Below are 23,009 nucleotides of genomic sequence, written 5' to 3'. Positions count from 1 at the left end.
GCGAAAAGACCGAGCGTCGGCTTGGCCCACCGGCTAATGTGACAGCGCTGTTGTATTCCGGGTGGAAGGACGCGCTGATGCTGTACCCCGAGATCGAGCCCTACGAGCACGGCCTGCTCGACGTCGGCGACGGGCACGAGATCTACTGGGAGACCTGCGGCAACCCCGACGGGAAACCGGCGCTGGTCGTGCACGGCGGCCCCGGCACCGGCTGCTCGACGAACCTGCGACGCTACTTCGACCCGGCCCGCTACCGGGTCGTGCTCGTCGACCAGCGCGGGTGCGGCCGGAGCACCCCGCACGCCGGCGCGCCCGTCGCCGACCTGTCCGCCAACACCACCGACCACCTCGTCGCGGACTTCGAACTCCTCCGCACCCGGCTCGGCATCGAGAAGTGGCTGCTGTTCGGCGGATCCTGGGGATCGGTGCTCAGCCTGACCTACGCGCTGCGCCACCCCGAGCGGGTCAGCGAGATGGTCCTGATGGGCCTGGCGACCGACCGGTTCATCGAGATCGAAATGCTCATCCGCGGGCTCGGGGCGTACTTCCCGGAGGCCTTCGAGAAGTTCCGCCAGGGAGTGCCGGAAAGCGAGCGGGACGGCGACCTGTCCGCCGCCTACCACCGGCTGCTGATGGACCCCGATCCCGAGGTGCACCACCAGGCCGCGAACGACTGGTGCGCCTGGGAAGACGCCATGCTCCCGGGCGTGCCCGCGCACAAGTCCTTCGAGGACCCGGCCTACCGGCTCTGCTTCGCCCGGCTGGTCACGCACTACTTCAGCAACCGCGCTTTCGTGCCCGACGGCGAGATCCTGCGCAACCTCGGCAAGCTCGCCGGCATCCCCGCGGTGCTGGCGCAAGGCGTGCTCGACACGAGCAACATCGTCGGCACGCCGTGGCTGCTGCACCACGGCTGGCCGGGCAGCGAGCTGGTCATGCTCGACGACATCGGGCACTCCACGCAGGACGCTCCGATGCAGGACGTGCTCGTCGGCGCGACCGACCGGTTCGCGCGGTGAAGGAACCGCGCGGCGCCCCCACCCGAGGCGCCGCGCGGAACCCCCGGCTCACGGGATGAGCAGCCCCGGCTCACCCTCCGGCGCGAGCGCGGCCTCGGCCCGGCGGACCCGGTTCGCCTCGGCCAGCTTCAGCCCGGTGATGCGCAGCGGCAGCCGGTCCATGTTCCACTCGGCCAGCAGCAGCGCCACCTTCGACTGCATCTCGGTGCGCAGCCGCAGGAACGAGTCGGCCGGGTCCGCGCCGACCTCGCCCAGCAGCAGCCACCAAGCCCACGCCGCCGCGCCCGCGTTGGCGACGAAGTCCGGCACCACCGCGACGCCACGGGCCGACAACGCGGCCTCGGCTTCCGGCGTCGTCGCCGCGTTGGCCGCTTCGACGACCACCGAGGCCTTGACGAGGTTCTCGTTGTCCGTCCGCAGCGCGTAGGAGATCGCGGCCGGCACGAAGATGTCCGCGTCGATGCCGACGACCGTCTCCCGGGGCAGCGAACGCACGCCCTCGGGCAGCCGCGAGCGGTCGACCTCGCCGAAGCGGTCGCGCAGCTCCAGCAACGCCGGCACGTCGAGCCCCGTGGGGTCGTAGAGCGTGCCCGCGGCGTCGGCCACCGCGACCACCTTCATCCCGGCTTCGTGCAGGTACCAGGCCGCGCCGCCGCCCATGGTGCCGATGCCCTGGATCGCCACGGTCGTTTCGCGGACGTCCCAGTCCCACGCCGCCGCGACGCCGAGGCAGGACTGCGCCACGCCGTAGCCGCCGACGACGTCGCCGAGCAGCAGGCCGCCCGGCACCGGCGCGTTCAGACCGGCCTGGACGCGCCGCAGGGTGCGCGCGGGATCCGCCGAACGGCCGATCGCCGCGTGGTACGACTGCTCCAGCCCGAGCTCGGCGAACACCTCGTCGATCAGGTGCTGGGGCACGCCGAGGTCCTCGGCGGTCACCCAGTGCGCGTCCAGCCACGGCCGCAGGAACGCGCAGAACCGCTTCAGCACGCCGAACGCCCGCGGGTCCTTCGGGTCGAAGTCGATGCCGCCCTTCGCCCCGCCGACCGGCAGGTTGAAGGTCGCGGTCTTGTTGGCCATGCCCCGGGCGAGGTCCTCGACCTCGCTCATCGTGCAGCCGGCCCGCATCCGGGTGCCGCCGGTGGCGACGCCGGAGACCAGGCTGTGCACGACCAGGTAGCCGTGCGCGCCGGTAATGGGATCGGTCCACGTGAGCCGCATCAGCGGCTCGGCGTTGCGCGGGGTCATCAGGGCCACTCACCTCCAGGGAAGTCCGGGGCGGCTCGTCGGGGCCGCCTCCACGAGGGTGCGCCCGGCCCGGCGCCCGCGTCCATTTAACGAACCTGCACGATCTCGTTTAGGTTTGGTGTATGGAGCTTTCGCTGCACCGCTTGCGGATGCTGCGCGAGCTGCACCGCCGGGGCACGGTGACGGCAGCGGCCGCTTCGCTGCACTACACCGCTTCGGCGGTCTCGCAGCAGCTCGCGCAGCTGGAGCGCGACGTCGGCGCGAAGCTGTTCGAACGGCTCGGCCGCCGCGTCCAATTGACCGAACTGGGCAACCTCCTGACGGAGCACGCCGAGGAGATCCTCGGCTCCGTCGAACGGGCGACGCTCGCCCTCGAAGAAGCACAGGAGGCGCGCACGGTCCGGTTGACCGCCGGCGTCTGGGCGTCGGTGGCCTCCGGGCTGCTGCCGACGGCGCTGACCGCGCTCGCCGGCGAGCACCCCGGCATCGAGGTGCGCACGCGCGAGCTGGCGCCGGAGGACACCGCCGACGCGGTCCGCGACGGCACGCTCGACCTGTCGTTCGTCATCGACTACTCGGACGCGCCGACGTCGTGGGACGCCGGGCTGGAACGCGCCGTCGTGGCGGTGGAGCGGCTGCACGCGGCGGTGCCGCGGGGCGCGGTGCCGTCCGGTTCGGCCTCCCTCGACGAACTCGCCGAGCACCCGTGGATCCTGGCCAGCCCGAAGTCCCACTTCGGCCGGGCGATGCGCACGGCCTGCCAGCGGCACGGCTTCGCGCCGAAGATCAACCACGAGGTCGAAGAGCAGTCCACGGCGATGGCGATGGTGGGCGCCGGGCTCGGCGTCACGCTCGTCTCGGACCTGGGCCTGCGGCTGCTGCGGCCACCCGGCATCGACGTCGTCGCGCTCACCACGCCACTGCTGCGGACGGTGTCGATCGCCTACCGGCGCACCGCGTTCCGGCGGCCCGCGTTGCACCTGGTGATCGAGGCCGTGCGGGCTTCGGCGGCCTCGCTCGGCCTGGGCACGGAGTCCGCTTTGCCCTGATCCGGGACTTCTTACGGAGTGGTGAACCCGTCCTGCACCGCAAGATGCGGCCTGATTTTGTCGTACCCCGCGTGTAGCGTCCGAAGTCAAGAAGTTCCACCACACGGAACAGGAACGGACATGACAGCGGTGCACCGTTTTCCCGAGAAGTCGGGGAGTGCGTCGAACCGCACCGCGCGGGTCCTGGCGGACCGCGCGGCCGGTGAAGCGTACGTAGCATCGGTGTGTTTCAAGCACGGACCACCCCGCCTGACCGGCGTGGAGCTGGAATTCACCGTGCACCATGCCGACGACCCGGCCAGACCCCTCGATCCCGACGTCCTAGCCACGGCGCTGGGTCCGCACACCCCGCGGACGCTCCGCCCCGACAGCCCCGCTTCGCCGCTCCCGGCCGGTTCACCAGTGAGCCTCGAACCCGGGTGCCAGGTCGAAATCTCGGCTCTTCCCCAGGCCTCCCTGCGCGATCTCGACGCAGTCGTCACGGCCGACCTCCACCACCTGCGTGACCGCCTCGCCCGGCACGATCTCGTGCTGGGCGAAACGGGCATCGACGCCCACCGCGCGCCACGCCGGGTCCTGCACACCCCGCGCTACGCGGCGATGGAACGGCGGTTCGCGCCGATCGGTCCCGGTGGCCTCACGATGATGTGCAGCACCGCGGGCCTGCAGGTCTGCGTCGACGCGGGGGAGCCCGAGCACTACGCGGCCCGCTGGGCGGCGGCCCACGCGATGGGCCCGCCGCTGCTCGCCCTCTTCGCCAACTCCCGCGTCCACGCCGGACAGGACACGGGACACGCCTCCGCCCGCTGGCTCGCGGTGCACGACACGGAGGCGGTCCGCACGCGCACGTCCGGCGTCGCGGACGACGACCCCGCCGGGTGGTGGGCCGAGCGCCTGATGGACACCCCGCTGATGGTGCTGCCCCGCGGCGACCGGCCGTGGGACGCGCCGGAGGGGCTGACCTTCGCCGACTGGATCGACGGCAAGGGCGCGGCCGCCCTGCTGCCGAAGCCGACGGCGGCGGACCTCGACTACCACCTCACCACGATGTTCACCCCGGTCCGGCCCCAGGGCTACCTGGAGATCCGGTACCTCGACGCGCAACCGCCGGACGAGTGGCTGGCGCCGGTCGCGCTGGTCTCGGCGCTGCTCGCCCGGCCGTCCACTGTGGACAAGGTGCGGGCGGTCTGCGCCCCGGTCGCGGACCGGTGGACCGACGCGGCGCGGCGGGGACTGGCCGATGCGGACCTGGCGGCCGTCGCGGCGGCGCTGGCCGACCTCGGCTGCGCCGAGCTGGGCGTGACCGGGCTGGCGGCGGAGTCGATCACCGAGATCAGCGAGAGCGTGCAGGGGCGCGCGTACCGATCGAGGAGCGAAGCATGAGCACGGAAGCACTGGGTGACCTGAGCGCGCAGGACCTGCGTGCCCGGGCGGCCGAAGCACTGACCCGGGCGCGGGCGCGCAGCGTGGCGCTGACCGACGCCGTGGACGACGAAGACCTGGTCCGCCAGCACTCCAAGCTGATGTCGCCGCTGGTCTGGGACCTCGCGCACATCGGCGTCCAGGAGGAGCTCTGGCTGGTCCGCGACGTCGGCGGCCGCGAGCCGCTGCGCCCGGACATCGACGACATCTACGACGCGTTCCAGCACGCCCGCGCCGACCGGCCGGAACTGCCGCTGCTCGGCCCGGCCGAGGCGCGCGCGTACGTCAAGCAGGTCCGCGAAAAGGCGCTCGACGTGCTGGAACACGCGCCGATGGAGGGTCGGCGGCTGACCGAACAGGCCTTCGCGTTCGGCATGATCACCCAGCACGAGCAGCAGCACGACGAGACCATGCTGGCCACCCACCAGCTGCGCCGGGGCGACCCGGTGCTGCACGCGCCGGCGCCGCCGCCGGCCCGCTCGGGCACCCTGCCCGCCGAGGTGCTCGTCCCGGGTGGCGCGTTCACGATGGGCACGTCGGCCGAGCCGTGGGCGCTGGACAACGAGCGCCCGGCGCACGAGCTCGCCGTCGGCGCGTTCTGGATGGACACCGTCCCGGTGACGGGCGGGGCCTACGCGCGGTTCCTCGACAGCGGCGGCTACGACGACGAGCGCTGGTGGAGCCCGGCGGGCTGGGCCTACCGCACCGAACACGGCATCACCGCGCCGCGGTTCTGGAAGCGGGAGCAGGACGGCTGGTGGCGGACGGCGTTCGGCGTCTACGAGCGCGTGCCCGCCGACGAGCCGGTCGTGCACGTCTCCTACTTCGAAGCCGAGGCGTACGCGGCCTGGGCCGGGCGGCGGTTGCCGACCGAGGCGGAGTGGGAGAAGGCCGCGCGGTTCGACCCGGCGACCGGCCGGTCGCGGCGGTTCCCGTGGGGTGACGGGGAACCGTCGGCCGAGCACGCCAACCTCGGCCAGCGGCACCTGCGCCCCGCACCGGCGGGGGCGTATCCGGCGGGCGCGTCGCCGACCGGCGTGCACCAGCTGATCGGCGACGTCTGGGAGTGGACGAGCACCGACTTCCACGGCTACCCGGGCTTCGCGCCGTTCCCGTACCGGGAGTACTCGGAAGTCTTCTTCGGACCCGAGTACAAGGTGCTGCGCGGCGGCTCGTTCGGCACCGACTCGGCGGCGATCCGGGGCACGTTCCGCAACTGGGACTACCCGATCCGGCGGCAGATCTTCGCGGGCTTCCGGACGGCCCGCGACGCGGCACCCGGCGAGGTGGGCTAGGCGCATGTGCCGCCACCTCGCCTACCTCGGCGAGCCGGTTTCGCCCGCCGAGGCGGTTTTCCGCGCCCCGCACGCCCTGCTGGTGCAGTCCTACGCACCGGCGGACATGCGCGGCGGCGGTTCGGTCAACGCGGACGGGTTCGGGCTGGGGTGGTACCCCGGCCCGGGCTCGCCCCCGCTGCGCCACCGCCGGTCCACTCCACTGTGGACGGACGAGACGCTGCCGCCGCTGGCCGCGGCGGTGACCTCGGGTGCGTTCGTCGCCGCGGTGCGCAACGGCACCACCGGCCTGCCGGTGACCGAAGCGGCCGCGGCGCCGTTCACCGCCGGGCGCTGGCTGTTCAGCCACAACGGCGTCGTCCGCGGCTACCCGGACGCGCTGGCCGAACTGGCCAAGACCCTGCCGGTCACCGAGCTGCTGACGCTGGAGGCGCCGACGGACTCGGTGGTGCTCTGGGCGTTGCTGCGCGCCCGGCTCGCCACGGGCGAAGACCCGCTGGCGGCGGTGGCGGAGCTGACCCTCGCCGTCGAAGCGGCCGCGCCCGGTTCCCGGCTCAACTTCCTGCTCACCGACGGTTCGACCCTCATCGGCACCACTTGGACGCACGCGCTGTCCGTGCTGGAGACCCCGGCCGGCAGTGTTGTGCCGGGGCTTCGCCCCGGGCCGGGGGCTCCGCCACCCGGAACCCCCGGAAGCAACGTGTGGCTCGCGTCCGAACCCCTGGACGGCGACCCGCGCTGGCGGCCCGTCCCCGACCACCACGCCGTGCGCGCCACCGCGGCCGGCGTCGACCTGCTTCCCCTGACCCAGGAGCGTTCATGACCGAGATCGACCTCGACCACCACCGTTCCGGCGACGCCGTCACCGCGGAGCTGCGCGCGGACGTCGTCGCCGGGCTGACGGCCGAGCGGAAGTGGCTGCCGCCCAAGTGGTTCTACGACGCCGAGGGCAGCGAGCTGTTCGAGAAGATCACCCAGCTGCCGGAGTACTACCCGACCCGCAGCGAGCGCGAGGTGCTGGCCGCGCACGCGGGCGACGTCGCGCAGCTGACCGGCGCGCACACCCTCGTCGAGCTGGGGTCCGGGTCGAGCGAGAAGACCCGGCTGCTGCTCGACGCGCTCACCGGCCACGGCACGCTGGAGGCGTTCGTGCCGCTGGACGTGTCCGAGTCCGCGCTGGCCGAGGCCGCCGAAGCGATCTCGAAGGACTACCCGGGCCTGACCGTCCGCGGGGTCGTCGGCGACTTCACCCAGCACCTCGACCTGCTGCCCGGCGGCCAGCCGCGGGTGGTGGCGTTCCTCGGCGGCACAATTGGCAACTTCCTGCCCGCCGAGCGCGCGGCCTTCCTGCGCTCGGTGCGCGAAGTGCTCGACGAGGGGGAGTGGCTGCTGCTCGGCACCGACCTCGTCAAGGACCCGGGCATCCTCGAACGCGCCTACGACGACGCCGCCGGCGTCACCGGTGAGTTCGACAAGAACGTGCTGCGCGTGATCAACACCCGGCTCGGCGCGAACTTCGACGTCGACGAGTTCGAGCACGTCTCGCACTGGGACGCGGAGAACGAGTGGATCGAGATGCGCCTGCGGGCCCGGCGCGCGCTGACCGTCGACATCCCCGGTGCGGATCTCACGGTGGAGTTCGCCGAGGGCGAGCACATCCGGACGGAGATCTCGGCCAAGTTCCGGCCCGCCGGCGTCGAGGAGGAGCTGGCCGCGGCCGGGTTCGCGCTGGACCGCTGGTGGACCGACTCCCAGCAGCGGTTCGGGGTGAGCCTGGCAAGATCGGTGCGTGGCTAATCCTCTCCGGGCACTCGCCCGGGCCCTCGGCACCCGGCCGTGGCTGATGCGCACGGCCGGGGCCGTGGTGTGGGCGGACAAGAAACTGCACAAAGCGTTCGGCGGCCGGGTGAGCCTGGTGGCCCTCGCCGGCCTGCCGTCGCTGCGGCTCACGACGACGGGCCGCAAGAGCGGGCAGCTCCGCAGCACGAACCTCCTGTACTTCCCGCACGGCGCCGACCTGGTCCTGACGGCGTCGAACTGGGGCCGTCCGCACGACCCGGCGTGGGCGCTGAACCTGCGCGCGAACCCGAAGGCGCAGGTCGCGCTCAAGGGCCGGCCGGGCGAGGTGGTGGCGCGCGAGCTGCACGGCGAGGAGTACGACACGATGTGGCGGGAGCTGCTCGGGTTCTGGCCCGGGTACGCGATGGAGCAGCAGGAAGCCGGCCGCCGGTTACCGGTTTTCCTGCTCACCCCGGTTGCCGGGTAGGTTCCCACCATCCGTTCGGCCGGTGCCGGTATTCACCGCTTTGTGCCAGTCTCTCCCGGGTAACGCGCCGTGACGGCTCGACCGCGCGGCTCATGCGTCACCAAGGGAGGAGACGTCTTGCCGAGATCCACACAGGGCCGGGTGCGGTCGTTCGCACTGGTGGGGGCGCTCGTGGCCGGCGTGGGACTGGCCGGGACGGCCGGAACCGCGGCGGCGGCCGAAGACACCGTCGCCAAACCCGCCGTCGTCGGCGCCACCGCCGCCGTCAACTGGGGCACCTGCTCGAGCGACACCCTCGCCGGCGTGCCCGCGGACCAGGTCAAGTTCTACAGCTGCGCCCGCTACCGCGTGCCGATCGACCACGACAACGCGTCGCTGGGCACCATCGACATCGCGCTGCTCAAGCGCGCCGCCCGCACGCCCGACAAGCGCGTCGGCTCGCTGTTCCTCAACCCCGGCGGCCCCGGCGGCTCGGGCCTGCGGATGCCGATCAGCGGGCAGTACTACTTCCAGCCGCAGGTGCTCGACCGGTTCGACCTCGTCGGGTTCGACCCGCGCGGTGTCGGGCAGAGCAACCCGCTGCGCTGCTTCACCACCCAGGAGGACGCCGACGAGGTCTTCGGCGCCCAGATCCCGGTGCCGCTGTCGCGCGCCGAGATCTCCGGCACCCTCGCGAGCTACCGCGACTACGGCCGGTTCTGCAAGAACAACGCGGGTTCGCTGCTGAACCACATGTCCACCAAGGACGTCGTGCGCGACCTCGACACGCTGCGCGCGGCCGTCGGCGACCAGAAGCTGACCTTCGTCGGCTTCTCCTACGGGACGCTGATCGGCTCGACCTACACCTCGATGTTCCCGAAGCAGTCGCGCGCGATCGTCATCGACGGCAACGTCGACCCGGCGCTGCGCACCAGCGACGGCGTGCAGTACGACCGGGAACGCGCGCAGGGCTTCGAGATCTCGCTCGACGGCTTCCTCAAGCGGTGTGACCAGGTGGGCGCGAAGTGCGCGTTCAGCGACGGCACCCCGCGCGCGAAGTTCGACGAACTGCGCGAGTACCTCCGCAAGCAGCCGATCACCATCCCCGGCGGCGGCACGGTGGACATCAACAGCTTCACCGGCGGCGTTTCGAGCGTCCTGTACTCGCCCGGGGCGTTCCCCGGCCTGGCCGAGGACCTGCAGGCGCTGTACAACGTCCTCCACCCGGCGGGCGCGCAGGCGCAGACGCTGCAGGCCAAGCAGCTGAAGGTGCTCACCGGCGGCAAGCAGGGCCTGGCCGACCAGAACCCGGACAGCCCGTACACCAGCGACGACTCGTACTTCGCCGTCAACTGCTCCGACAAGCCGTTCAAGATCAAGCAGGAGCAGGTGCCGGACATCGCCGCGAAGTGGGAGCGCGAGTCGCGCACCTTCGGCCGCTACCAGGCGTTCGCCGACACGGCGGGCTGCCCGGTGTGGCCGGCGAAGAAGCCGGACGTCTACCGCGGCCCGTGGCGGGCCAAGACCGACGTCCCGGTCGTCGTGGTCAGCAACTTCTACGACCCCGCGACGCAGTACCGGTTCGGGCAGCGGATGGCGGCCGAGCTCGGCAACTCGCGGCTGCTGTCGGTCGACGCGTTCGGCCACTGCATCCTCGGTGACGCCCTCGGCGTCGACAAGGCCGTGGCCGACTACCTGACCGACCTCAAGGTGCCGGCGAACGGCCAGGTGTTCCAGCCGAACGTCCAGCCGTTCGAAACCTCCTAGCAGCAACGCAAACGGGCCGGGGTGGCGTTGTCGCCCCGGCCTGTTTCACGTGCCGCTGACGTCGGCGGCGCGCAGGACGGCCTCGACCGACGTGTCGTCGTAGCCGTGCTCGGTGAACAGGCCGGTCGCGACCGCGACGAGGTGCTCGCGGGTCGCCTGACCCCGGTCGATCTTCTTGTTCATGCGGGTCGGCTGCCTCCGATGGACCTGCGAACCTGGGAGGACCAGCGCGGACGCGGGTCGACGACGTCCGGCGACGTGAGCTACACCGACGTCGGCGAAGGACCGGTGACGCTGTTCGTCCATGGCGTCGGAACGAATAACGGAGTTCCGCTTCCCGACGCTGCTCGTGTGGGGGACCGGTGACCCGAACTTCGGCCTCGAGTGGGCCTACCGGTTCCGTGACGTCGTCCCCGGCGTCACCGACGTCGTCGAGGTGCCCGGCGCCAAGCTGTTCTTCCCCGACGAGCGCCCTGGAGACCTCGTCCCGCACCTGCGCCGGCACTGGGCGTAGCGATCATCACAGGCGCCGGAGTCCGGCCCCGGCGCTACAGTGGACGGGTTGATCAACCACGAGCACCGGAAGCGAGGTGAGCGGCACATGCCAGCGGACAGTCACGGGACGACCGGGCGTGCTCTCACCGGAGGTTTCCGGCGGGGCTGATCCGGTCTCCCCTGTCCGGCAGTGCGCGCACGCCGGAAAAGAGCGGGATCATGACCATCTTCGAAATGCTGCTGCGCGTCGGCGCCGGGGTCGGCCTGGGTGCCGTCATCGGGATCGAGCGCCAGTTCCGCGCCCGGATGGCCGGGCTGCGCACCAACGCCCTGGTCGCGGTCGGCGCGACGCTGTTCGTGCTGCTGTCCGCGCACGGCTTCGGCGGGCTGAGCTCCAGCGGCGACGCCGACCCGACGCGGGTCGCGGCGCAGATCGTCTCGGGCATCGGGTTCCTCGGTGCCGGCGTCATCCTGCGCGACGGCCTGAACGTCCGCGGCCTCAACACCGCGGCGACGCTGTGGTGCTCGGCCGCGGTCGGGGCGCTCGCCGGGGCCGGGCTGATCGCGAGGACCGCACGGTCGAGGTCCGCGCCGAGCTGATCGGCGACCAGCGCGACGACGCCCAGATGGAGTCGGCGGTGTCCCGGCTTTCGCTGGAGCCGTCGGTGTCGAGCGTCCGCTGGGAAGCCGTGCCGGCCTAACAGGTGTGGAGGAACTCCCGCAGCAGCGCGTCGAACCGGGCGGGCTGCTCGAGGTTCACCATGTGCGCCGCGCCGGGCACCCGTGCCCGGCGCGCGTGCGGCGCCTTCCGGTCGACCAGGTCGGCCACGGCGAAGATGTCCGTCGAATCAAGATCGCCGGTGACCAGCAGCGCGCGGTCCCGGATCTCCGCGACCCGCCGGATCGCGCCCAGTTCGACGCCGAGGTCCGGCGCGCCGTGGCCCTTCACGAAGTTCTCCACCACCATGGCCTGGCAGAACTGCCGGACCGCGGGGTCGACGTCGGCCGGCTGCCGGTGCGGGCCGTCGACCCACATCCGCAGCAGGCACTCCAGGACTTTCGCGCCGTCACCGGCGTTGGCCGCTTCGGTCTGTTCCGCCTGCAGCGCCACGATGTACGGGTCGCGGAACTCCATCCCGCTGATGCCCGGCGAGCTGAGGAACAGCCCGGCCGCGCGGCCGGGATGGGCGACGGCGAAGTCCAGGAACACCCGGCTGCCGAAGGAACAGCCGACCAGCACCGGGTGCTCGACGTCGAGCGCGTCGAGGAGCTTCCTGAGGTCCTCGTAGTGCGAGTACAGGCCCGGCGGCGCCGGCGGGTTCGACGAGTCGCCGCTGCCGCGGGCGTCGTACCGGATCACGCGGTGGTCGCGGGCGAACCGCGCGAACTGCTCGTCCCACATCGCCCGGTTCATCCCGCCCGCGTGCAGGAAGACCAGCGGCCGGCCGCGTCCGTGTTCTTCGTAGGACAGGAAGCCGTCGCCGAGCTCGATTTCCCCCATGGTTTCCACGGTAGCGAAAAGGAGGGCCTCCCCGTCGCGATGACGGGGAGGCCCTCCGAAAGCAGTAACCCTTACGCCTGCGTCATCTTCCGCAGCACGTACTGCAGGATGCCGCCGTTGCGGTAGTAGTCCGCCTCACCCGGGGTGTCGATGCGGACGTCCGCGTCGAACTCCACCTTCGTACCGTCGGCCTTGGTGGCCGTGACGTGCACGGTGCGGGGGGTGTCACCGTCGTTCAGCGCCGTGATGCCCGCGATGTCGAACGTCTCGGTGCCGTCCAGGCCGAGCGACGAGGCCGACTCGCCCGCCGGGAACTGCAGCGGGATGACGCCCATGCCGATCAGGTTCGAGCGGTGGATGCGCTCGAACGACTCGGTGATCACCGCGCGCACGCCCAGCAGCGAGGTGCCCTTGGCCGCCCAGTCGCGCGACGAGCCGGAGCCGTACTCCTTGCCGCCCAGCACGACCAGCGGGGTGCCCGCCGCCGCGTAGTTCTGGGCCGCGTCGTAGATGAACGCCTGCGGCGCGTCGTCCTGCGTGAAGTCGCGGGTGTAACCGCCCTGCACGTCGTCCAGGAGCTGGTTGCGCAGCCGGATGTTCGCGAACGTGCCGCGGATCATCACCTCGTGGTTGCCGCGGCGCGAGCCGTAGGAGTTGAAGTCCTTCTTCTCCACGCCGTGCTCGGTGAGGTACTGCGCGGCCGGGGTGCCCGGCTTGATCGCGCCGGCGGGGGAGATGTGGTCGGTGGTGACCGAGTCGCCCAGCTTCGCCAGCACGCGCGCGCCGGAGATGTCGGTGACTGCGGCCGGCTCCGGCGTCATGCCCTCGAAGTACGGGGGCTTGCGGACGTAGGTGGACTCGGCGTCCCACTCGAAGGTCTTGCCCTCCGGGGTGGGCAGCGACTTCCAGCGCTCGCCGCCGTCGAAGACGTCGGCGTAGTCCTTCGAGAACATCTCCTGCGTGATCGCGAAGTCGATGGTCTCCTGGATCTCCTGCGCGGTCGGCCAGATGTCCTTCAGGAAGACGTCGGTGCCCTGCGCGTCCTGGCCCAGCGGCTGGTTCGCGAAGTCGAAGTCCATCGTGCCGGCCAGCGCGTAGGCGATGACCAGCGGCGGCGACGCGAGGTAGTTCATCTTCACGTCGGGGTTGATCCGGCCTTCGAAGTTCCGGTTGCCCGAGAGCACCGAAACCGCGGTGAGGTCGTTCTCCTGGATCGCCGCGGAGATCTCGTCCGAGAGGGGGCCGGAGTTGCCGATGCACGTGGTGCAGCCGTAGCCGACCAGGTGGTAGCCCAGCTTCTCCAGGTACGGCCACAGGTTGGCCTTGGTGTAGTAGTCGGTGACGACCTGCGAGCCCGGCGCCATCGACGTCTTGACCCACGGCTTCACCGCGAGGCCCTTGTCCACGGCGTTGCGCGCGAGCAGCGCGGCGCCGAGCATGACCGACGGGTTCGACGTGTTGGTGCACGAGGTGATCGAGGCGATCACGACGGCGCCGTGGTCGAGGACGAACTCGCCGCGGTCGGAGGTGGACACCTTGACCGGCTTGCTCGGGCGGCCCGACGCGCCGTTCGCGGCGGATGAGGTGACCGGCGCGGCGTCGTCCTCGGCGAACGACAGCGAGGGGGCGTCGCTGGCCGGGAAGGACTCCTCGGAGGCCTCGTCCATCTTGGTGTGCGGCGTGGTGTCCTCGCCGTCCACGTAGTCGTGGATCGACTTGCGGAACGACGACTTCGCGTCCGACAGCTCGATGCGGTCCTGCGGGCGCTTCGGGCCGGCGATCGACGGGACGACCGTCGAGAGGTCCAGCTCGAGGTACTCGGAGTAGGACGCCTCGCGCGACGGGTCGTGCCAGAGGCCCTGCTCCTTGGCGTAGGCCTCGACCAGCGCGACCTGCTCCTCGGACCGGCCGGTCAGCTTCAGGTAGCGGACGGTCTCCTCGTCGATCGGGAAGATCGCCGCGGTGGAGCCGAACTCCGGGCTCATGTTGCCGATGGTGGCGCGGTTGGCCAGCGGCACCGCGGACACGCTCTCGCCGTAGAACTCGACGAACTTGCCGACCACGCCGTGGCGGCGCAGCATCTCGGTGATCGTGAGCACGACGTCGGTGGCGGTGACGCCGGCCGGGATCTCGCCGGTCAGCTTGAAGCCGACGACGCGCGGGATCAGCATCGACACCGGCTGGCCCAGCATGGCGGCCTCGGCCTCGATGCCGCCGACGCCCCAGCCCAGCACGCCCAGGCCGTTGACCATGGTGGTGTGCGAGTCGGTGCCGACGCACGAGTCGGGGTAGGCCTGCCCGTTGCGGGCCATCACCGTGCGCGCGAGGTGCTCGATGTTGACCTGGTGCACGATGCCGGTGCCCGGCGGGACGACCTTGAACTCGTCGAAGGCGCCCTGACCCCAGCGCAGGAACTGGTAGCGCTCGCGGTTGCGCTCGTACTCGATCTCGACGTTGCGCTCGAAGGCGTCGGGGCGGCCGAAGACGTCGATGATCACCGAGTGGTCGATGACCAGCTCGGCCGGGGCGAGCGGGTTGACCTTGTCGGGGTCGCCGCCGAGGTCGGTGACCGCCTCGCGCATGGTGGCCAGGTCGACCACGCACGGCACGCCGGTGAAGTCCTGCATGATCACGCGGGCGGGCGTGAACTGGATCTCGATCGACGGTTCGGCGTTCGGGTCCCACGAGCCGAGCGCGCGGATGTGGTCGGCGGTGATGTTCGCGCCGTCCTCGGTGCGCAGCAGGTTCTCGAGCAGGATCTTCAGGCTGTACGGCAGGCGCTCGGCGCCTTCGACCTTGTTCAGGCGGAACACCTCGTACGAGGCGTCGCCGACCTTCAGCGTGTCTTTGGCGCCGAAGCTGTCCTTGCTGGCAGGTGCGGTCACGTCTAACTCCAGTGGCGTGGACTTCCGCGCCGGTGCGGCGGTCGAGTCCTGAGGTCAGTTCGGTCGGGTTCGGTGGTGGCGAGTCTTGCGCACCCCCACCGTAGGACCGGATTCGGGATGCCACACCTCGCGATGCCTCAAACAGTACGCGTGTCCTGTTTAACGGACAAGCCGACACGCGGTGTGGGCTGCGCCATCCGCGACGAGGGTCCCTCAATGAGGGGAATTGGTGCCTACGGTGTGTAAGTTTCCGGTGATGCTTGTGATAGTGGTGTGACTGCAGTGACGCGCGATGTGCGCAGGTGAGCGGAGGTGGGCGGTCGTGGCGGGACGGCGTGGGGGTCCGGAGGTGCCGCGGGCCCGCCGTGGACTCACCGTGAGCGCGCTCACCTTGGTGATCTTGTTCGGTGCCGGCGGCACGGGTCTTGCGGCGCCCCCGCCGCCGCCCAACCCCAGCGACTCCGACCTGAGCAACAGCAAGGCCGACGCCAACGCGAAGGCGGGCGAGGTCGGCCGGCTGACCAACCAGCTGGCCCAGGCCGAGCAGAAGCTGTCGCAGCTGCAGGACGACGTCGAGCTCAAGCAGGAAGAGGCCAACAAGGCGCTGGTCGACCTGCAGTCCGCGCAGGACGCGGCGGCCCAGGCGGAGAACGACGCCAAGGCCGCCCGCACCGAGGCGGACGCCGCGGCCGCAGCGATCGAGAAAGCCCGCAACGACCTCAAGACGTTCGCCGCCGCGAGCTTCCAGCAGGGCAGCACGGTCGGCTCGCTCTCGGCGTACCTGAGCGCCGACAGCCCGAAGGACATGCTGGCCCGCGCCCAGCTGCTCGACGCCGTCGGCGGCGACCGGCTCAACGCCCTCGACCGGCTCCAGCAGGCGCAGACGGAGAAGTCGAACAAGGACGCCGCGGCGCGCAAGGCCGCCGAGATCGCCCAGCAGAAGCAGGACGCCGCCCGTGAGGCCAAGACCAGCGCGGACTCGGCGCAGGCCCGGGCGATCAGCGCGCAGGACAGCCAGGCCACGCAGAACACGCAGCTCGAGAAGAGCAAGTCCGACGTCGAGCAGCAGCTGTACACCGCCCAGGCCAAGGTCAGCGGCCTGCAGGGCCAGCGGCAGCGCTACCAGGACTGGCTCGCCGAGAAGCAGCGCGAGGACGACGAACGCGCCCGTCAGGCCGCGCTGGGTTCCTCCGGTGGCGGCGGCCGGCCGGCGAGCAAGCCGGCGTCGGGCCCGGCCGGCTCGTCGATCGAAGCGGTCATCGCGCGGGCGCTGTCGAAGATCGGCCTGCCGTACGCGTGGGGCGGCGGCAACGCGAGCGGCCCGACCCGCGGCATCCGCGACGGCGGTGTCGCCGACCGCTACGGCGACTACAACAAGATCGGCTTCGACTGCTCGGGCCTGATGATCTACGCCTTCGCCGGGGTCACGGGCCTGCCGCACTACAGCGGCTACCAGTACACGGCCGGCCGGCGCGTGCCGCTGTCGCAGATGCGCCGCGGCGACATGCTGTTCTGGGGTGGCGCGGGCGGCATCCACCACGTCGCGCTCTACCTCGGCGGCGGCCAGATGGTCGAGGCGCCGCAGTCCGGGCTGCGCGTCCGGATCGCGCCGGTCCGCTACGGCGGGATCATGCCGTACGCGACCCGCTTGATCGGCTGAAACTCGCTCGACGCCCGGTCGTCGGGCCGACAGGATCGGCCGCGTGGACGACGAACTGAACGCGCTGCGGCGCACCCGGATGCGCTGGAACACGCCCCTGTCCGAGCCCCATGCGGAGCTGCTGCTCGACCGGATGGCCCTCGACGAAGGACATCTCGTCGACCTCGGCTGCGGCTGGGGCGAGCTGCCGCTGCGGGCGGCGGCCCGGGCGCCCGGCCTGCGCGTGACCGGCGTCGACACCGACGTGACCGGGCTGGAGCGCGGCCGGGCGGCGGCTCGTGAACGGGGCCTGGCGGTGGACTTCACCGAAGCGGACGCCGCGACCTGGGCCGGTCCCGCCGACCGGGCCTTCTGCATCGGCTCCGCCCACATCTTCGGCTCGACGAAGGCCGCGTTGGCGCGGCTGACCCAGGTGGTGCTGCCGTCGGGCCGGCTGCTCTACGGCGACGGCTTCTGGGCGACACCCCCGGACGACGCGGCCCGCGAGATCTTCGGCCCGGACACGCTCACTTTGCCGGAGCTGCTCGACGCCGCGACCGCGGCCGGCTGGCGTGTCCGGCACCTCAGCACGGCTGACCAGCTCGAATGGGACGACTTCGAGTCGACTTCGCGGGCCGGCTGGGAGGAGTGGCTGGCGGCGCACCCGGACGACCCGCGGGCGGGCGAGATCGGGGCGTGGCTCGATCGGCGGCTTCGCGAGTACGTGGGCGTCTACCGAGGTGTGCTCGGCCTGGCGTACCTCGTGCTCACCCGCGCTTGAGCTTGCGCCAGCCGGCGGCGCGGTCCTGGTCCTTGAGGCTGCCGGGTGCGCTTGATCGTCTCGACGACTTCGGGGTCGGCGGCGTGGACCAGCTCGCGGACCTCGCGGCAGATCGCCCGTTGCCACTCCGGCAGAGCGTCGCTGTAGGCGTCGACGCGCGGTTCGGCGGTGTAGGGCACGCAGCCAGTATGGGTTAGATTTCCCGGATGCGGTATGCGGGGATCGTGGTGGCCGGCGGCTCGGCCCGCAGACTGTCCGGTGTGGACAAGCCGGCCCTGTCGGTGGGCGGCAAACCGCTGCTGGCCCGCGCGATCCACGCCCTCGACGGCGCCGAACGCGTGATCGTGGTCGGCCCCCGGCGGCCCGGCTTCGACGTCGTGTGGACCCGCGAACCCGTGCCCGGCACCGGGCCCGTCGCGGCCTTGGCCGCCGGTCTCGCATTCGTTCCGGACGACGTCGAAGCGGTCGCCGTGCTGGCCGCGGACCTCCCGGGGGTCCGCCGGTCCACAGTGGACCGCCTGGCCGCGGCGATCGGCGACGGCGACGGCGCGGTGCTGGTCGACGCCGCCGGGTCCCGGCAGTGGCTGCTGGGCGCGTGGCGGGTCGCGGCGCTGCGGGCGGCGTTGCCCGAGCAGGTGGAGAACGCGGCGCTGCGGCGGGTGCTCGGCGGGCTGAGCGTCACCGAGGTGCCGGCCGAACTGGGCGAAGCGGACGATATCGACACGCCCGAAGACCTCGAGCGGCACCGCTGAAGGGCAGCTTCACAGATGTCACACCGCTGACGGTGTTGGCTGCTCACGGGTGAACCCGCGCGTCCGCGTGCCGGATGCGACGGACGACCGGGGGACGCAGTACGGTCGCACCGCGTGATCACCGTCGCGGGGGCGGCGCACGAACTTTCGAGGAGGCAGAGTGACCGAGCCCGGCTACGCCGAGGGCGGGAACGGCCAGCAGGCGACACCGGCGCGGGACGCCCAGTTGCTGGAGCGGACCGTGTTCGAGGTCAAGCGGATCATCGTCGGCCAGGACCGCCTGGTCGAGCGGATGCTGGTCGGCCTCCTGGCCAAGGGCCACCTGCTGCTCGAAGGCGTGCCCGGCGTGGCGAAGACCCTCGCCGTCGAGACGTTCGCGCGGGTCGTCGGCGGGTCGTTCTCCCGCGTGCAGTTCACCCCCGACCTGGTGCCCGCCGACATCCTCGGCACCCGGATCTACCGCCAGGGCGCCGAGCGCTTCGACGTCGAGCTCGGCCCGGTCGTGGCCAACTTCGTGCTCGCCGACGAGATCAACCGCGCGCCGGCGAAGGTGCAGTCGGCGATGCTCGAGGTGATGGCCGAGCGGCACGTGTCGATCGGCGGGCAGACGTTCCCGATGCCCGACCCGTTCCTCGTGCTGGCCACCCAGAACCCGATCGAGAACGAGGGCGTCTACCCGCTGCCCGAGGCGCAGCGCGACCGCTTCCTGTTCAAGATCCTCGTCGAGTACCCCTCCGCCGAGGAGGAGCGCGAGATCATCTACCGGATGGGCGTCACCCCGCCCACCCCGCACGAGGTGCTCAGCCCGGGCGAGCTGGTCCGGCTGCAGGGTGTCGCGTCGCAGGTGTTCGTGCACCACGCGCTGGTCGACTACGTCGTGCGGCTCGTGCTGACCACCCGGACGCCGAACGAGCACGGCCTCGCCGACGTCGCCGGCTGGGTGTCCTACGGTGCTTCGCCGCGGGCGAGCCTCGGCATCATCGCCGCCGCCCGGGCGCTGGCGCTGGTCCGCGGCCGCGACTACGTGCTGCCGCAGGACGTCGTCGACGTCGTGCCGGACGTGCTGCGCCACCGGCTCGTGCTGTCCTACGACGCGCTCGCCGACGGCGTGCCCATCGACCACATCATCACGCGCGTGCTGCAGACCGTGCCGTTGCCGCAGGTCTCGGCCCGGCCGCAGGGCGGGGCCGGCCAGGGCGGCCCGGTCCCGGCGGGCGCGCCGGTCAGGTAATCCGGCGATGGCGAAGAACGAGAAGGGCGAACGCCCTTCGTGGGCGCCCCCGGTGCTGCGGGGCGACCGGATGGAAGCCGGGCTCCGGACCCTCGAGCTCGACGTCCGCCGCCGGCTCGACGGGCTGCTGCAGGGCAACCACCTCGGCCTCGTGCCGGGGCCGGGGTCCGAGCCCGGCGAGGCGCGGCCGTACCAGCCCGGCGACGACGTCCGCCGGATGGACTGGGCGGTCACCGCGCGCACCACGACCCCGCACATCCGCGAGACCGTCGCCGACCGCGAGCTGGAGACGTGGGTGGTCGCCGACCTGTCGGCGAGCCTCGACTTCGGCACGGCGCTGTGCGAGAAGCGCGACCTGGTGGTCTGCGCGGTCGCGGCGGTCGCGCACCTGACCGGGGGCGGCGGCAACCGGATCGGCGCGCTCGTGTCGACCGGCGCCGAGACGGCCCGCATCCCGGCGCGGGGCGGCCTCGCGCACGCCCGCGGCCTGGTGCGGAAGCTGGCCGAGACCCCGCGGGCGGCCGAAGGTACCCGCGGTGACTTCGCCCAGGCCTTGGAGGCGCTGCGCCGGCCGCCGCGCCGCCGTGGGCTGGCCGTGGTGATCTCCGACTTCCTGGGCGACACGTCCTGGGAGCGGCCGCTGCGGGCGCTGGGCGGGCGCCACGAACTGATCGCGATCGAAGTCCTCGACCCGCGCGACGTCGACCTGCCCGAGGTGGGGACCGTCGTGCTGGCCGACCCGGAGACAGGGAAGCAGCGCGAAGTGCATGCGTCGGCCTTGCTGCGCAAGGAGTTCGGGGCCGCGGCCCACGCCCACCGCCAGACGGTGGCGGCCGGCCTGCGGCGCGCGGGTGCGGCCCACCTGACGCTGCGCACGGACGCCGACTGGATCGCCGACATGGTGCGGTTCGTCGTCGCCCGCAAGCGCCGCTGGTCGGGGGGTGTGGCGTGAGCCTGACGGGTTTCACCGCTCCTTGGTGGTTCCTGCTGCTGATCGCCGTCGCGGCGGTCGCGATCGGGTACGTGCTGGCGCAGCGCGCGCGGCGGAAGCGGACCATGCGGTTCGCGAACCTGGCGTTGCTGGAGAAGGTCGCGCCGAAGAGCCAGGGCTGGGTCCGGCACCTGCCGGCGGTGCTGATCGTGCTGTCGCTGCTGATCCTCACCGTGGCGCTGGCCGGCCCGACCGCCGAGCAGAAGGTGCCGCGCAACCGGGCGACGGTGATGCTGGTGATCGACGTGTCGCTGTCGATGGAGGCGACCGACGTCGCCCCGACGCGGCTGAAGGCGGCCCAGGACGCGGCGACGCAGTTCGCGCGGAACATGACCCCGGGCATCAACCTGGGCCTGATCTCGTTCGCGGGCACGGCGACGGTGCTTGTCAACCCGACGACCGACCGCAACGGCGTGATCAAGGCGATCGAGAACCTCAAGCTGGCCCAGTCGACGGCGACCGGTGAAGGCATCTTCGCGGCCCTGCAGTCGGTGGAGAGCTTCTCCAGCGTCGTGGGCGGAGCGGACGGGCCACCGCCGGCCCGGATAGTGCTGATGTCCGACGGAAAGCAGACGGTGCCGGAGGACCTGTACGCGGCCCGCGGCGGCTACACGGCGGCGCAGGCGGCGAAGCAGGCCGGGGTGCCGATCTCGTCGATCTCGTTCGGCACGACCCACGGTTCGGTCGAGATCGACGGCAAGGCCCAGCCGGTGAGCGTGGACGACGAGTCGCTGCGCGAGATCGCACGGCTGTCGGGCGGCGACTTCTACAAGGCGGCGAGCGCCGAGGAGCTGAAGAAGGTGTACGGCGACCTCGGTGAGCAGATCGGTTACGAGCTGAAGGACGCCGACGCGAGCAAGCCGTGGGTGGTCGTCGGAACGCTGATCCTGATGCTCGGCGCGGCGGCCAGCCTGTTCTGGGGCCAGAGACTGCCGTGACTCAGGCTCGGCGGACGCCGTACAGGCTTCCGCCGAGCAGGGTCACCGGGCCACGCGCTCTCGTGTCGGCTCGTGTCCAGGCCATCGGCTTGCGCAGCGAAGGGGTCTCCGGCCGCGCCGAGCGGAGTGACGGACGGCGGTCCTCCTGCCCGATTCGCGACATCTCCTCCGGCCGCGCAGAGCGGCACCGGCGAGCAGCCATCGCGGCCTGATTTCCGCCGCGTGCGCCAGGTCGGCTGGAGCCCCACTTCGCGTTGGACTTGCCGGTCACCTGAGCTTCCGGCTGACGCCGCGCGAGGTTGATTTTGGCCGGGCCCCTCGCTCAGGCTCGGCGGACGCCGTACAGGCTTCCGCCGAGCAGGGTCACCCCGGAGAGCGTCCCGCTCACGAACGGCACCCACTCCGCGGCACTCCCCAGCAGTGCCAAGCCGACGACACCCAGCACCGTCAGCACCACCCCGACCACCAGGATCGAACGCGTCTTCCAAGCCGATGCCAGCGCGACGAAGTGAAGACCGACGATCGTGGCGATCCAAGCCACGTTCGCCTGCACCGGCGCGTCCAGCAGACGCAGCACGAAGAACCCCGCGATCAGCAGCACGACCTCGCCGATGACGATCACGCGGTAGCTCGGGCCGAACACCGGCCGGCCCTCCAGCGTGGGCCGGCCGCCGGCGCGGACGCCGAGGACCACCACCGCCGCCAGCGCGAGCACGGCCAGGGCGCGGAGCACCCAGCCGAGCGCGGCCGGAACCGGCGAGCCGGAGTTGACCAGGACGAACACGGTGCCGAACGCGGCGCCGATGAGCGCCCCCAGGAACTGCTGTCGCATCCGGCGAACCTACCGGACGGTGATCACGCGCCCGCGAAGCCGTTCTGCCGCCAAGCCTCGTAAACCGTGATCGCCGCGGTGTTCGCGAGGTTCAGCGACCGGCTCGTCGGCAGCATCGGCAGCCGCACGCGGTCGGTCACCTCCGGCGCCTCCTGCACCGGCTCCGGCAGGCCGACCGACTCCGGCCCGAACATCAGCACGTCTCCCGGCCCGTAAGCGACGTCCGTGTACAGCCGCGTCGCCGACGCGCTGAACGCGTACACCTTCGCCGGCAGCAACACTTCCCAAGCCGCGGCCAGCGACGCGTGGACGTGCACCCGGGCCAGGTCGTGGTAGTCGAGCCCGGCTCGGCGCAGCTGCTTGTCCTCCAACGTGAACCCGAGCGGCTCGACCAGGTGCAGCTCGCAGCCGGTGTTCGCGGCGAGCCGGATCGCGTTGCCCGTGTTCGGCGGGATTTCCGGCTGGTAGAAGACAACTCGGAACACGGGCTCAGTCCCCGAGCAGGGCCGCGTAGGCCTTGCGGACCGCCTCCGGCGGCGCCGCCGGACGCAGCGTCTCCGGGTCGATGAACACGTACCGGACGTTCGCCGCCGCGATCACCTCCGAACCGCGGTGGATCTCGAAGTCGAAGATCAGCGACGTCGTGCCGAGGTGGTTCAGGTACTGGGAAACGATCAGTTCGTCGTCGTACCGGGCCGGGGCGCGGAACTTCAGGTTCGCCTCCGCCACGACGACGTCCGTGCGGTTGGCCAGGAACTCCTCGTGCGAACCGAAGAGCGCCTTCTCCGCCTCGAAGGAGCACATGTCCACATAGGCCAGGTAGTGGGCGTTGAACACGATGCCCTGGCCGTCGCACTCGTGGTAGCGCACGCGCAGCGGCATCTCGACGATCGGTCGGCGGGGTTCGGTCACCGGCCCA

At 71.7% G+C, this 23,009-nt stretch carries 25 protein-coding genes; 17 read left to right on the top strand and 8 right to left on the bottom strand.

All coding sequences use genetic code 11. The features are described from left to right. Positions 1–77: 77 nt before the first annotated feature. Positions 78–1,019, top strand: a complete 942-nt coding sequence (gene pip, locus BLV96_RS06545) for a prolyl aminopeptidase (RefSeq protein WP_086673959.1) — start codon at positions 78–80, stop codon at positions 1,017–1,019. A gap of 48 nt (positions 1,020–1,067) precedes the next feature. Here the strand turns inward: pip and BLV96_RS06540 are convergent, their stop codons facing one another. Continuing rightward, positions 1,068–2,267 (bottom strand): Glu/Leu/Phe/Val dehydrogenase dimerization domain-containing protein, encoded by a 1,200-nt coding sequence (locus BLV96_RS06540; protein WP_086673957.1) that lies wholly within the window; start codon positions 2,265–2,267, stop codon positions 1,068–1,070. A 122-nt stretch (positions 2,268–2,389) separates the two neighbouring features. On the opposite strand from BLV96_RS06540, the gene BLV96_RS06535 reads away from it, so the two are divergent. From BLV96_RS06535 to BLV96_RS06505, 7 genes are all read left to right on the top strand, one after another. After that, entirely contained in the window at positions 2,390–3,316 is a 927-nt protein-coding gene (locus BLV96_RS06535; RefSeq protein ID WP_086673955.1) for a LysR family transcriptional regulator, read from the top strand. A 120-nt stretch (positions 3,317–3,436) separates the two neighbouring features. Then, positions 3,437–4,699, top strand: coding sequence for a glutamate-cysteine ligase family protein (locus BLV96_RS06530; protein ID WP_086673954.1), 1,263 nt, complete (start codon positions 3,437–3,439; stop codon positions 4,697–4,699). Continuing rightward, positions 4,696–6,033 (top strand): ergothioneine biosynthesis protein EgtB, encoded by a 1,338-nt coding sequence (egtB, locus tag BLV96_RS06525; protein WP_086673952.1) that lies wholly within the window; start codon positions 4,696–4,698, stop codon positions 6,031–6,033. The genes BLV96_RS06530 and egtB overlap by 4 nt, the downstream gene beginning before the upstream one ends. Positions 6,034–6,037: 4 nt before the next feature. Next, positions 6,038–6,856: an ergothioneine biosynthesis protein EgtC gene (gene egtC / locus BLV96_RS06520; RefSeq protein ID WP_086673949.1), complete on the top strand. Its 819-nt coding sequence runs from the start codon at positions 6,038–6,040 to the stop codon at positions 6,854–6,856. Next, positions 6,853–7,830 carry an L-histidine N(alpha)-methyltransferase gene (egtD, locus tag BLV96_RS06515; protein ID WP_086673947.1) on the top strand — a complete coding sequence of 326 codons (978 nt, stop codon included), beginning with the start codon at positions 6,853–6,855 and terminating at the stop codon, positions 7,828–7,830. Before egtC ends, egtD begins: the two co-directional genes overlap by 4 nt. A gap of 46 nt (positions 7,831–7,876) precedes the next feature. Then, complete coding sequence (locus BLV96_RS06510) at positions 7,877–8,299, top strand: nitroreductase family deazaflavin-dependent oxidoreductase (protein ID WP_086673945.1); 423 nt, start codon at positions 7,877–7,879, stop codon at positions 8,297–8,299. 141 nt (positions 8,300–8,440) lie between these two features. Continuing rightward, on the top strand, positions 8,441–10,045 hold the full coding sequence (locus BLV96_RS06505) for an alpha/beta hydrolase (RefSeq protein ID WP_086673943.1): 1,605 nt from the start codon (positions 8,441–8,443) through the stop codon (positions 10,043–10,045). 45 nt (positions 10,046–10,090) lie between these two features. Here BLV96_RS06505 and BLV96_RS06500 read toward each other — a convergent pair whose 3' ends face one another. Beyond that, positions 10,091–10,228 (bottom strand): TetR/AcrR family transcriptional regulator, encoded by a 138-nt coding sequence (locus BLV96_RS06500; protein ID WP_244180066.1) that lies wholly within the window; start codon positions 10,226–10,228, stop codon positions 10,091–10,093. 121 nt (positions 10,229–10,349) lie between these two features. Between BLV96_RS06500 and BLV96_RS06495 the strand changes: the two genes are divergently transcribed. The 3 genes from BLV96_RS06495 to BLV96_RS51520 all read left to right on the top strand — a co-directional run bounded on the left by BLV96_RS06495 (position 10,350) and on the right by BLV96_RS51520 (position 11,241). Then, positions 10,350–10,559 carry an alpha/beta fold hydrolase gene (locus tag BLV96_RS06495; protein ID WP_244180065.1) on the top strand — a complete coding sequence of 70 codons (210 nt, stop codon included), beginning with the start codon at positions 10,350–10,352 and terminating at the stop codon, positions 10,557–10,559. A gap of 200 nt (positions 10,560–10,759) precedes the next feature. After that, positions 10,760–11,140: an MgtC/SapB family protein gene (locus BLV96_RS06490; RefSeq protein WP_244180064.1), complete on the top strand. Its 381-nt coding sequence runs from the start codon at positions 10,760–10,762 to the stop codon at positions 11,138–11,140. Then, complete coding sequence (locus tag BLV96_RS51520) at positions 11,059–11,241, top strand: hypothetical protein (protein WP_425266166.1); 183 nt, start codon at positions 11,059–11,061, stop codon at positions 11,239–11,241. Before BLV96_RS06490 ends, BLV96_RS51520 begins: the two co-directional genes overlap by 82 nt. On the opposite strand, the gene BLV96_RS06485 is transcribed toward BLV96_RS51520, so the two are convergent. Together BLV96_RS06485 and BLV96_RS06480 are read right to left on the bottom strand one after the other, a co-directional pair. After that, positions 11,238–12,041, bottom strand: coding sequence for an alpha/beta fold hydrolase (locus BLV96_RS06485; RefSeq protein WP_086673941.1), 804 nt, complete (start codon positions 12,039–12,041; stop codon positions 11,238–11,240). The genes BLV96_RS51520 and BLV96_RS06485 overlap by 4 nt on opposite strands. A gap of 71 nt (positions 12,042–12,112) precedes the next feature. After that, the gene (locus tag BLV96_RS06480) at positions 12,113–14,926 is read right to left on the bottom strand and encodes an aconitate hydratase (protein ID WP_086673939.1); all 2,814 of its coding nucleotides are present in this window, start codon (positions 14,924–14,926) and stop codon (positions 12,113–12,115) included. Positions 14,927–15,275: 349 nt separating this feature from the next. On the opposite strand from BLV96_RS06480, the gene BLV96_RS06475 reads away from it, so the two are divergent. Both BLV96_RS06475 and BLV96_RS06470 read left to right on the top strand, forming a co-directional pair. Next, positions 15,276–16,586 (top strand): NlpC/P60 family protein, encoded by a 1,311-nt coding sequence (locus tag BLV96_RS06475; RefSeq protein ID WP_086673937.1) that lies wholly within the window; start codon positions 15,276–15,278, stop codon positions 16,584–16,586. A 43-nt stretch (positions 16,587–16,629) separates the two neighbouring features. Continuing rightward, positions 16,630–17,346 (top strand): SAM-dependent methyltransferase, encoded by a 717-nt coding sequence (locus BLV96_RS06470; protein ID WP_086673935.1) that lies wholly within the window; start codon positions 16,630–16,632, stop codon positions 17,344–17,346. Here the strand turns inward: BLV96_RS06470 and BLV96_RS50260 are convergent. Further along, complete coding sequence (locus tag BLV96_RS50260) at positions 17,298–17,525, bottom strand: hypothetical protein (protein ID WP_086673933.1); 228 nt, start codon at positions 17,523–17,525, stop codon at positions 17,298–17,300. The genes BLV96_RS06470 and BLV96_RS50260 overlap by 49 nt on opposite strands. A gap of 27 nt (positions 17,526–17,552) precedes the next feature. Between BLV96_RS50260 and mobA the strand changes: the two genes are divergently transcribed. From mobA to BLV96_RS06445, 4 genes are all read left to right on the top strand, one after another. Next, on the top strand, positions 17,553–18,098 hold the full coding sequence (gene mobA / locus BLV96_RS06460) for a molybdenum cofactor guanylyltransferase (protein WP_086673931.1): 546 nt from the start codon (positions 17,553–17,555) through the stop codon (positions 18,096–18,098). A gap of 160 nt (positions 18,099–18,258) precedes the next feature. Further along, on the top strand, positions 18,259–19,329 hold the full coding sequence (locus BLV96_RS06455) for an AAA family ATPase (RefSeq protein WP_086673929.1): 1,071 nt from the start codon (positions 18,259–18,261) through the stop codon (positions 19,327–19,329). A 7-nt stretch (positions 19,330–19,336) separates the two neighbouring features. Beyond that, complete coding sequence (locus BLV96_RS06450; protein ID WP_086673927.1) at positions 19,337–20,281, top strand: DUF58 domain-containing protein; 945 nt, start codon at positions 19,337–19,339, stop codon at positions 20,279–20,281. Then, positions 20,278–21,258, top strand: coding sequence for a VWA domain-containing protein (locus BLV96_RS06445; RefSeq protein ID WP_086673925.1), 981 nt, complete (start codon positions 20,278–20,280; stop codon positions 21,256–21,258). The genes BLV96_RS06450 and BLV96_RS06445 overlap by 4 nt, the downstream gene beginning before the upstream one ends. Before the next feature lie 322 nt (positions 21,259–21,580). Here the strand turns inward: BLV96_RS06445 and BLV96_RS06440 are convergent, their stop codons facing one another. Genes BLV96_RS06440 through BLV96_RS06430 form a run of 3 tightly spaced genes read right to left on the bottom strand, consistent with a single transcriptional unit; the run spans position 21,581 to position 23,002 of the window. After that, positions 21,581–22,090 carry a hypothetical protein gene (locus BLV96_RS06440; protein ID WP_086673923.1) on the bottom strand — a complete coding sequence of 170 codons (510 nt, stop codon included), beginning with the start codon at positions 22,088–22,090 and terminating at the stop codon, positions 21,581–21,583. 23 nt (positions 22,091–22,113) lie between these two features. Then, positions 22,114–22,575 (bottom strand): tRNA (cytidine(34)-2'-O)-methyltransferase, encoded by a 462-nt coding sequence (locus tag BLV96_RS06435; RefSeq protein ID WP_086673921.1) that lies wholly within the window; start codon positions 22,573–22,575, stop codon positions 22,114–22,116. Positions 22,576–22,579: 4 nt separating this feature from the next. Beyond that, positions 22,580–23,002: an acyl-CoA thioesterase gene (locus BLV96_RS06430; protein ID WP_086673919.1), complete on the bottom strand. Its 423-nt coding sequence runs from the start codon at positions 23,000–23,002 to the stop codon at positions 22,580–22,582. Between the last annotated feature and the right edge of the window lie 7 nt (positions 23,003–23,009).

Source organism: Amycolatopsis pretoriensis, assembly GCF_900107925.1.
In the GTDB taxonomy this organism is placed as follows: domain Bacteria; phylum Actinomycetota; class Actinomycetes; order Mycobacteriales; family Pseudonocardiaceae; genus Amycolatopsis; species Amycolatopsis pretoriensis.
This window is presented reverse-complemented; position numbering and strand designations above follow the sequence as displayed.

Coding starts and splice junctions, on each gene's coding strand:
- BLV96_RS06450 (WP_086673927.1), top strand. CDS start 19,337: ATGGCGAAGAACGAGAAGGGCGAACGCCCTTCGTGGGCGCCCCCGGTG.
- BLV96_RS06540 (WP_086673957.1), bottom strand. CDS start 2,267: ATGACCCCGCGCAACGCCGAGCCGCTGATGCGGCTCACGTGGACCGAT.
- BLV96_RS06440 (WP_086673923.1), bottom strand. CDS start 22,090: ATGCGACAGCAGTTCCTGGGGGCGCTCATCGGCGCCGCGTTCGGCACC.
- egtD (WP_086673947.1), top strand. CDS start 6,853: ATGACCGAGATCGACCTCGACCACCACCGTTCCGGCGACGCCGTCACC.
- BLV96_RS06510 (WP_086673945.1), top strand. CDS start 7,877: ATGCGCACGGCCGGGGCCGTGGTGTGGGCGGACAAGAAACTGCACAAA.
- BLV96_RS06495 (WP_244180065.1), top strand. CDS start 10,350: ATGGCGTCGGAACGAATAACGGAGTTCCGCTTCCCGACGCTGCTCGTG.
- pip (WP_086673959.1), top strand. CDS start 78: ATGCTGTACCCCGAGATCGAGCCCTACGAGCACGGCCTGCTCGACGTC.
- BLV96_RS06490 (WP_244180064.1), top strand. CDS start 10,760: ATGACCATCTTCGAAATGCTGCTGCGCGTCGGCGCCGGGGTCGGCCTG.
- egtC (WP_086673949.1), top strand. CDS start 6,038: ATGTGCCGCCACCTCGCCTACCTCGGCGAGCCGGTTTCGCCCGCCGAG.
- BLV96_RS06535 (WP_086673955.1), top strand. CDS start 2,390: ATGGAGCTTTCGCTGCACCGCTTGCGGATGCTGCGCGAGCTGCACCGC.
- BLV96_RS06485 (WP_086673941.1), bottom strand. CDS start 12,041: ATGGGGGAAATCGAGCTCGGCGACGGCTTCCTGTCCTACGAAGAACAC.
- BLV96_RS06530 (WP_086673954.1), top strand. CDS start 3,437: ATGACAGCGGTGCACCGTTTTCCCGAGAAGTCGGGGAGTGCGTCGAAC.
- mobA (WP_086673931.1), top strand. CDS start 17,553: ATGCGGTATGCGGGGATCGTGGTGGCCGGCGGCTCGGCCCGCAGACTG.
- egtB (WP_086673952.1), top strand. CDS start 4,696: ATGAGCACGGAAGCACTGGGTGACCTGAGCGCGCAGGACCTGCGTGCC.
- BLV96_RS06500 (WP_244180066.1), bottom strand. CDS start 10,228: ATGAACAAGAAGATCGACCGGGGTCAGGCGACCCGCGAGCACCTCGTC.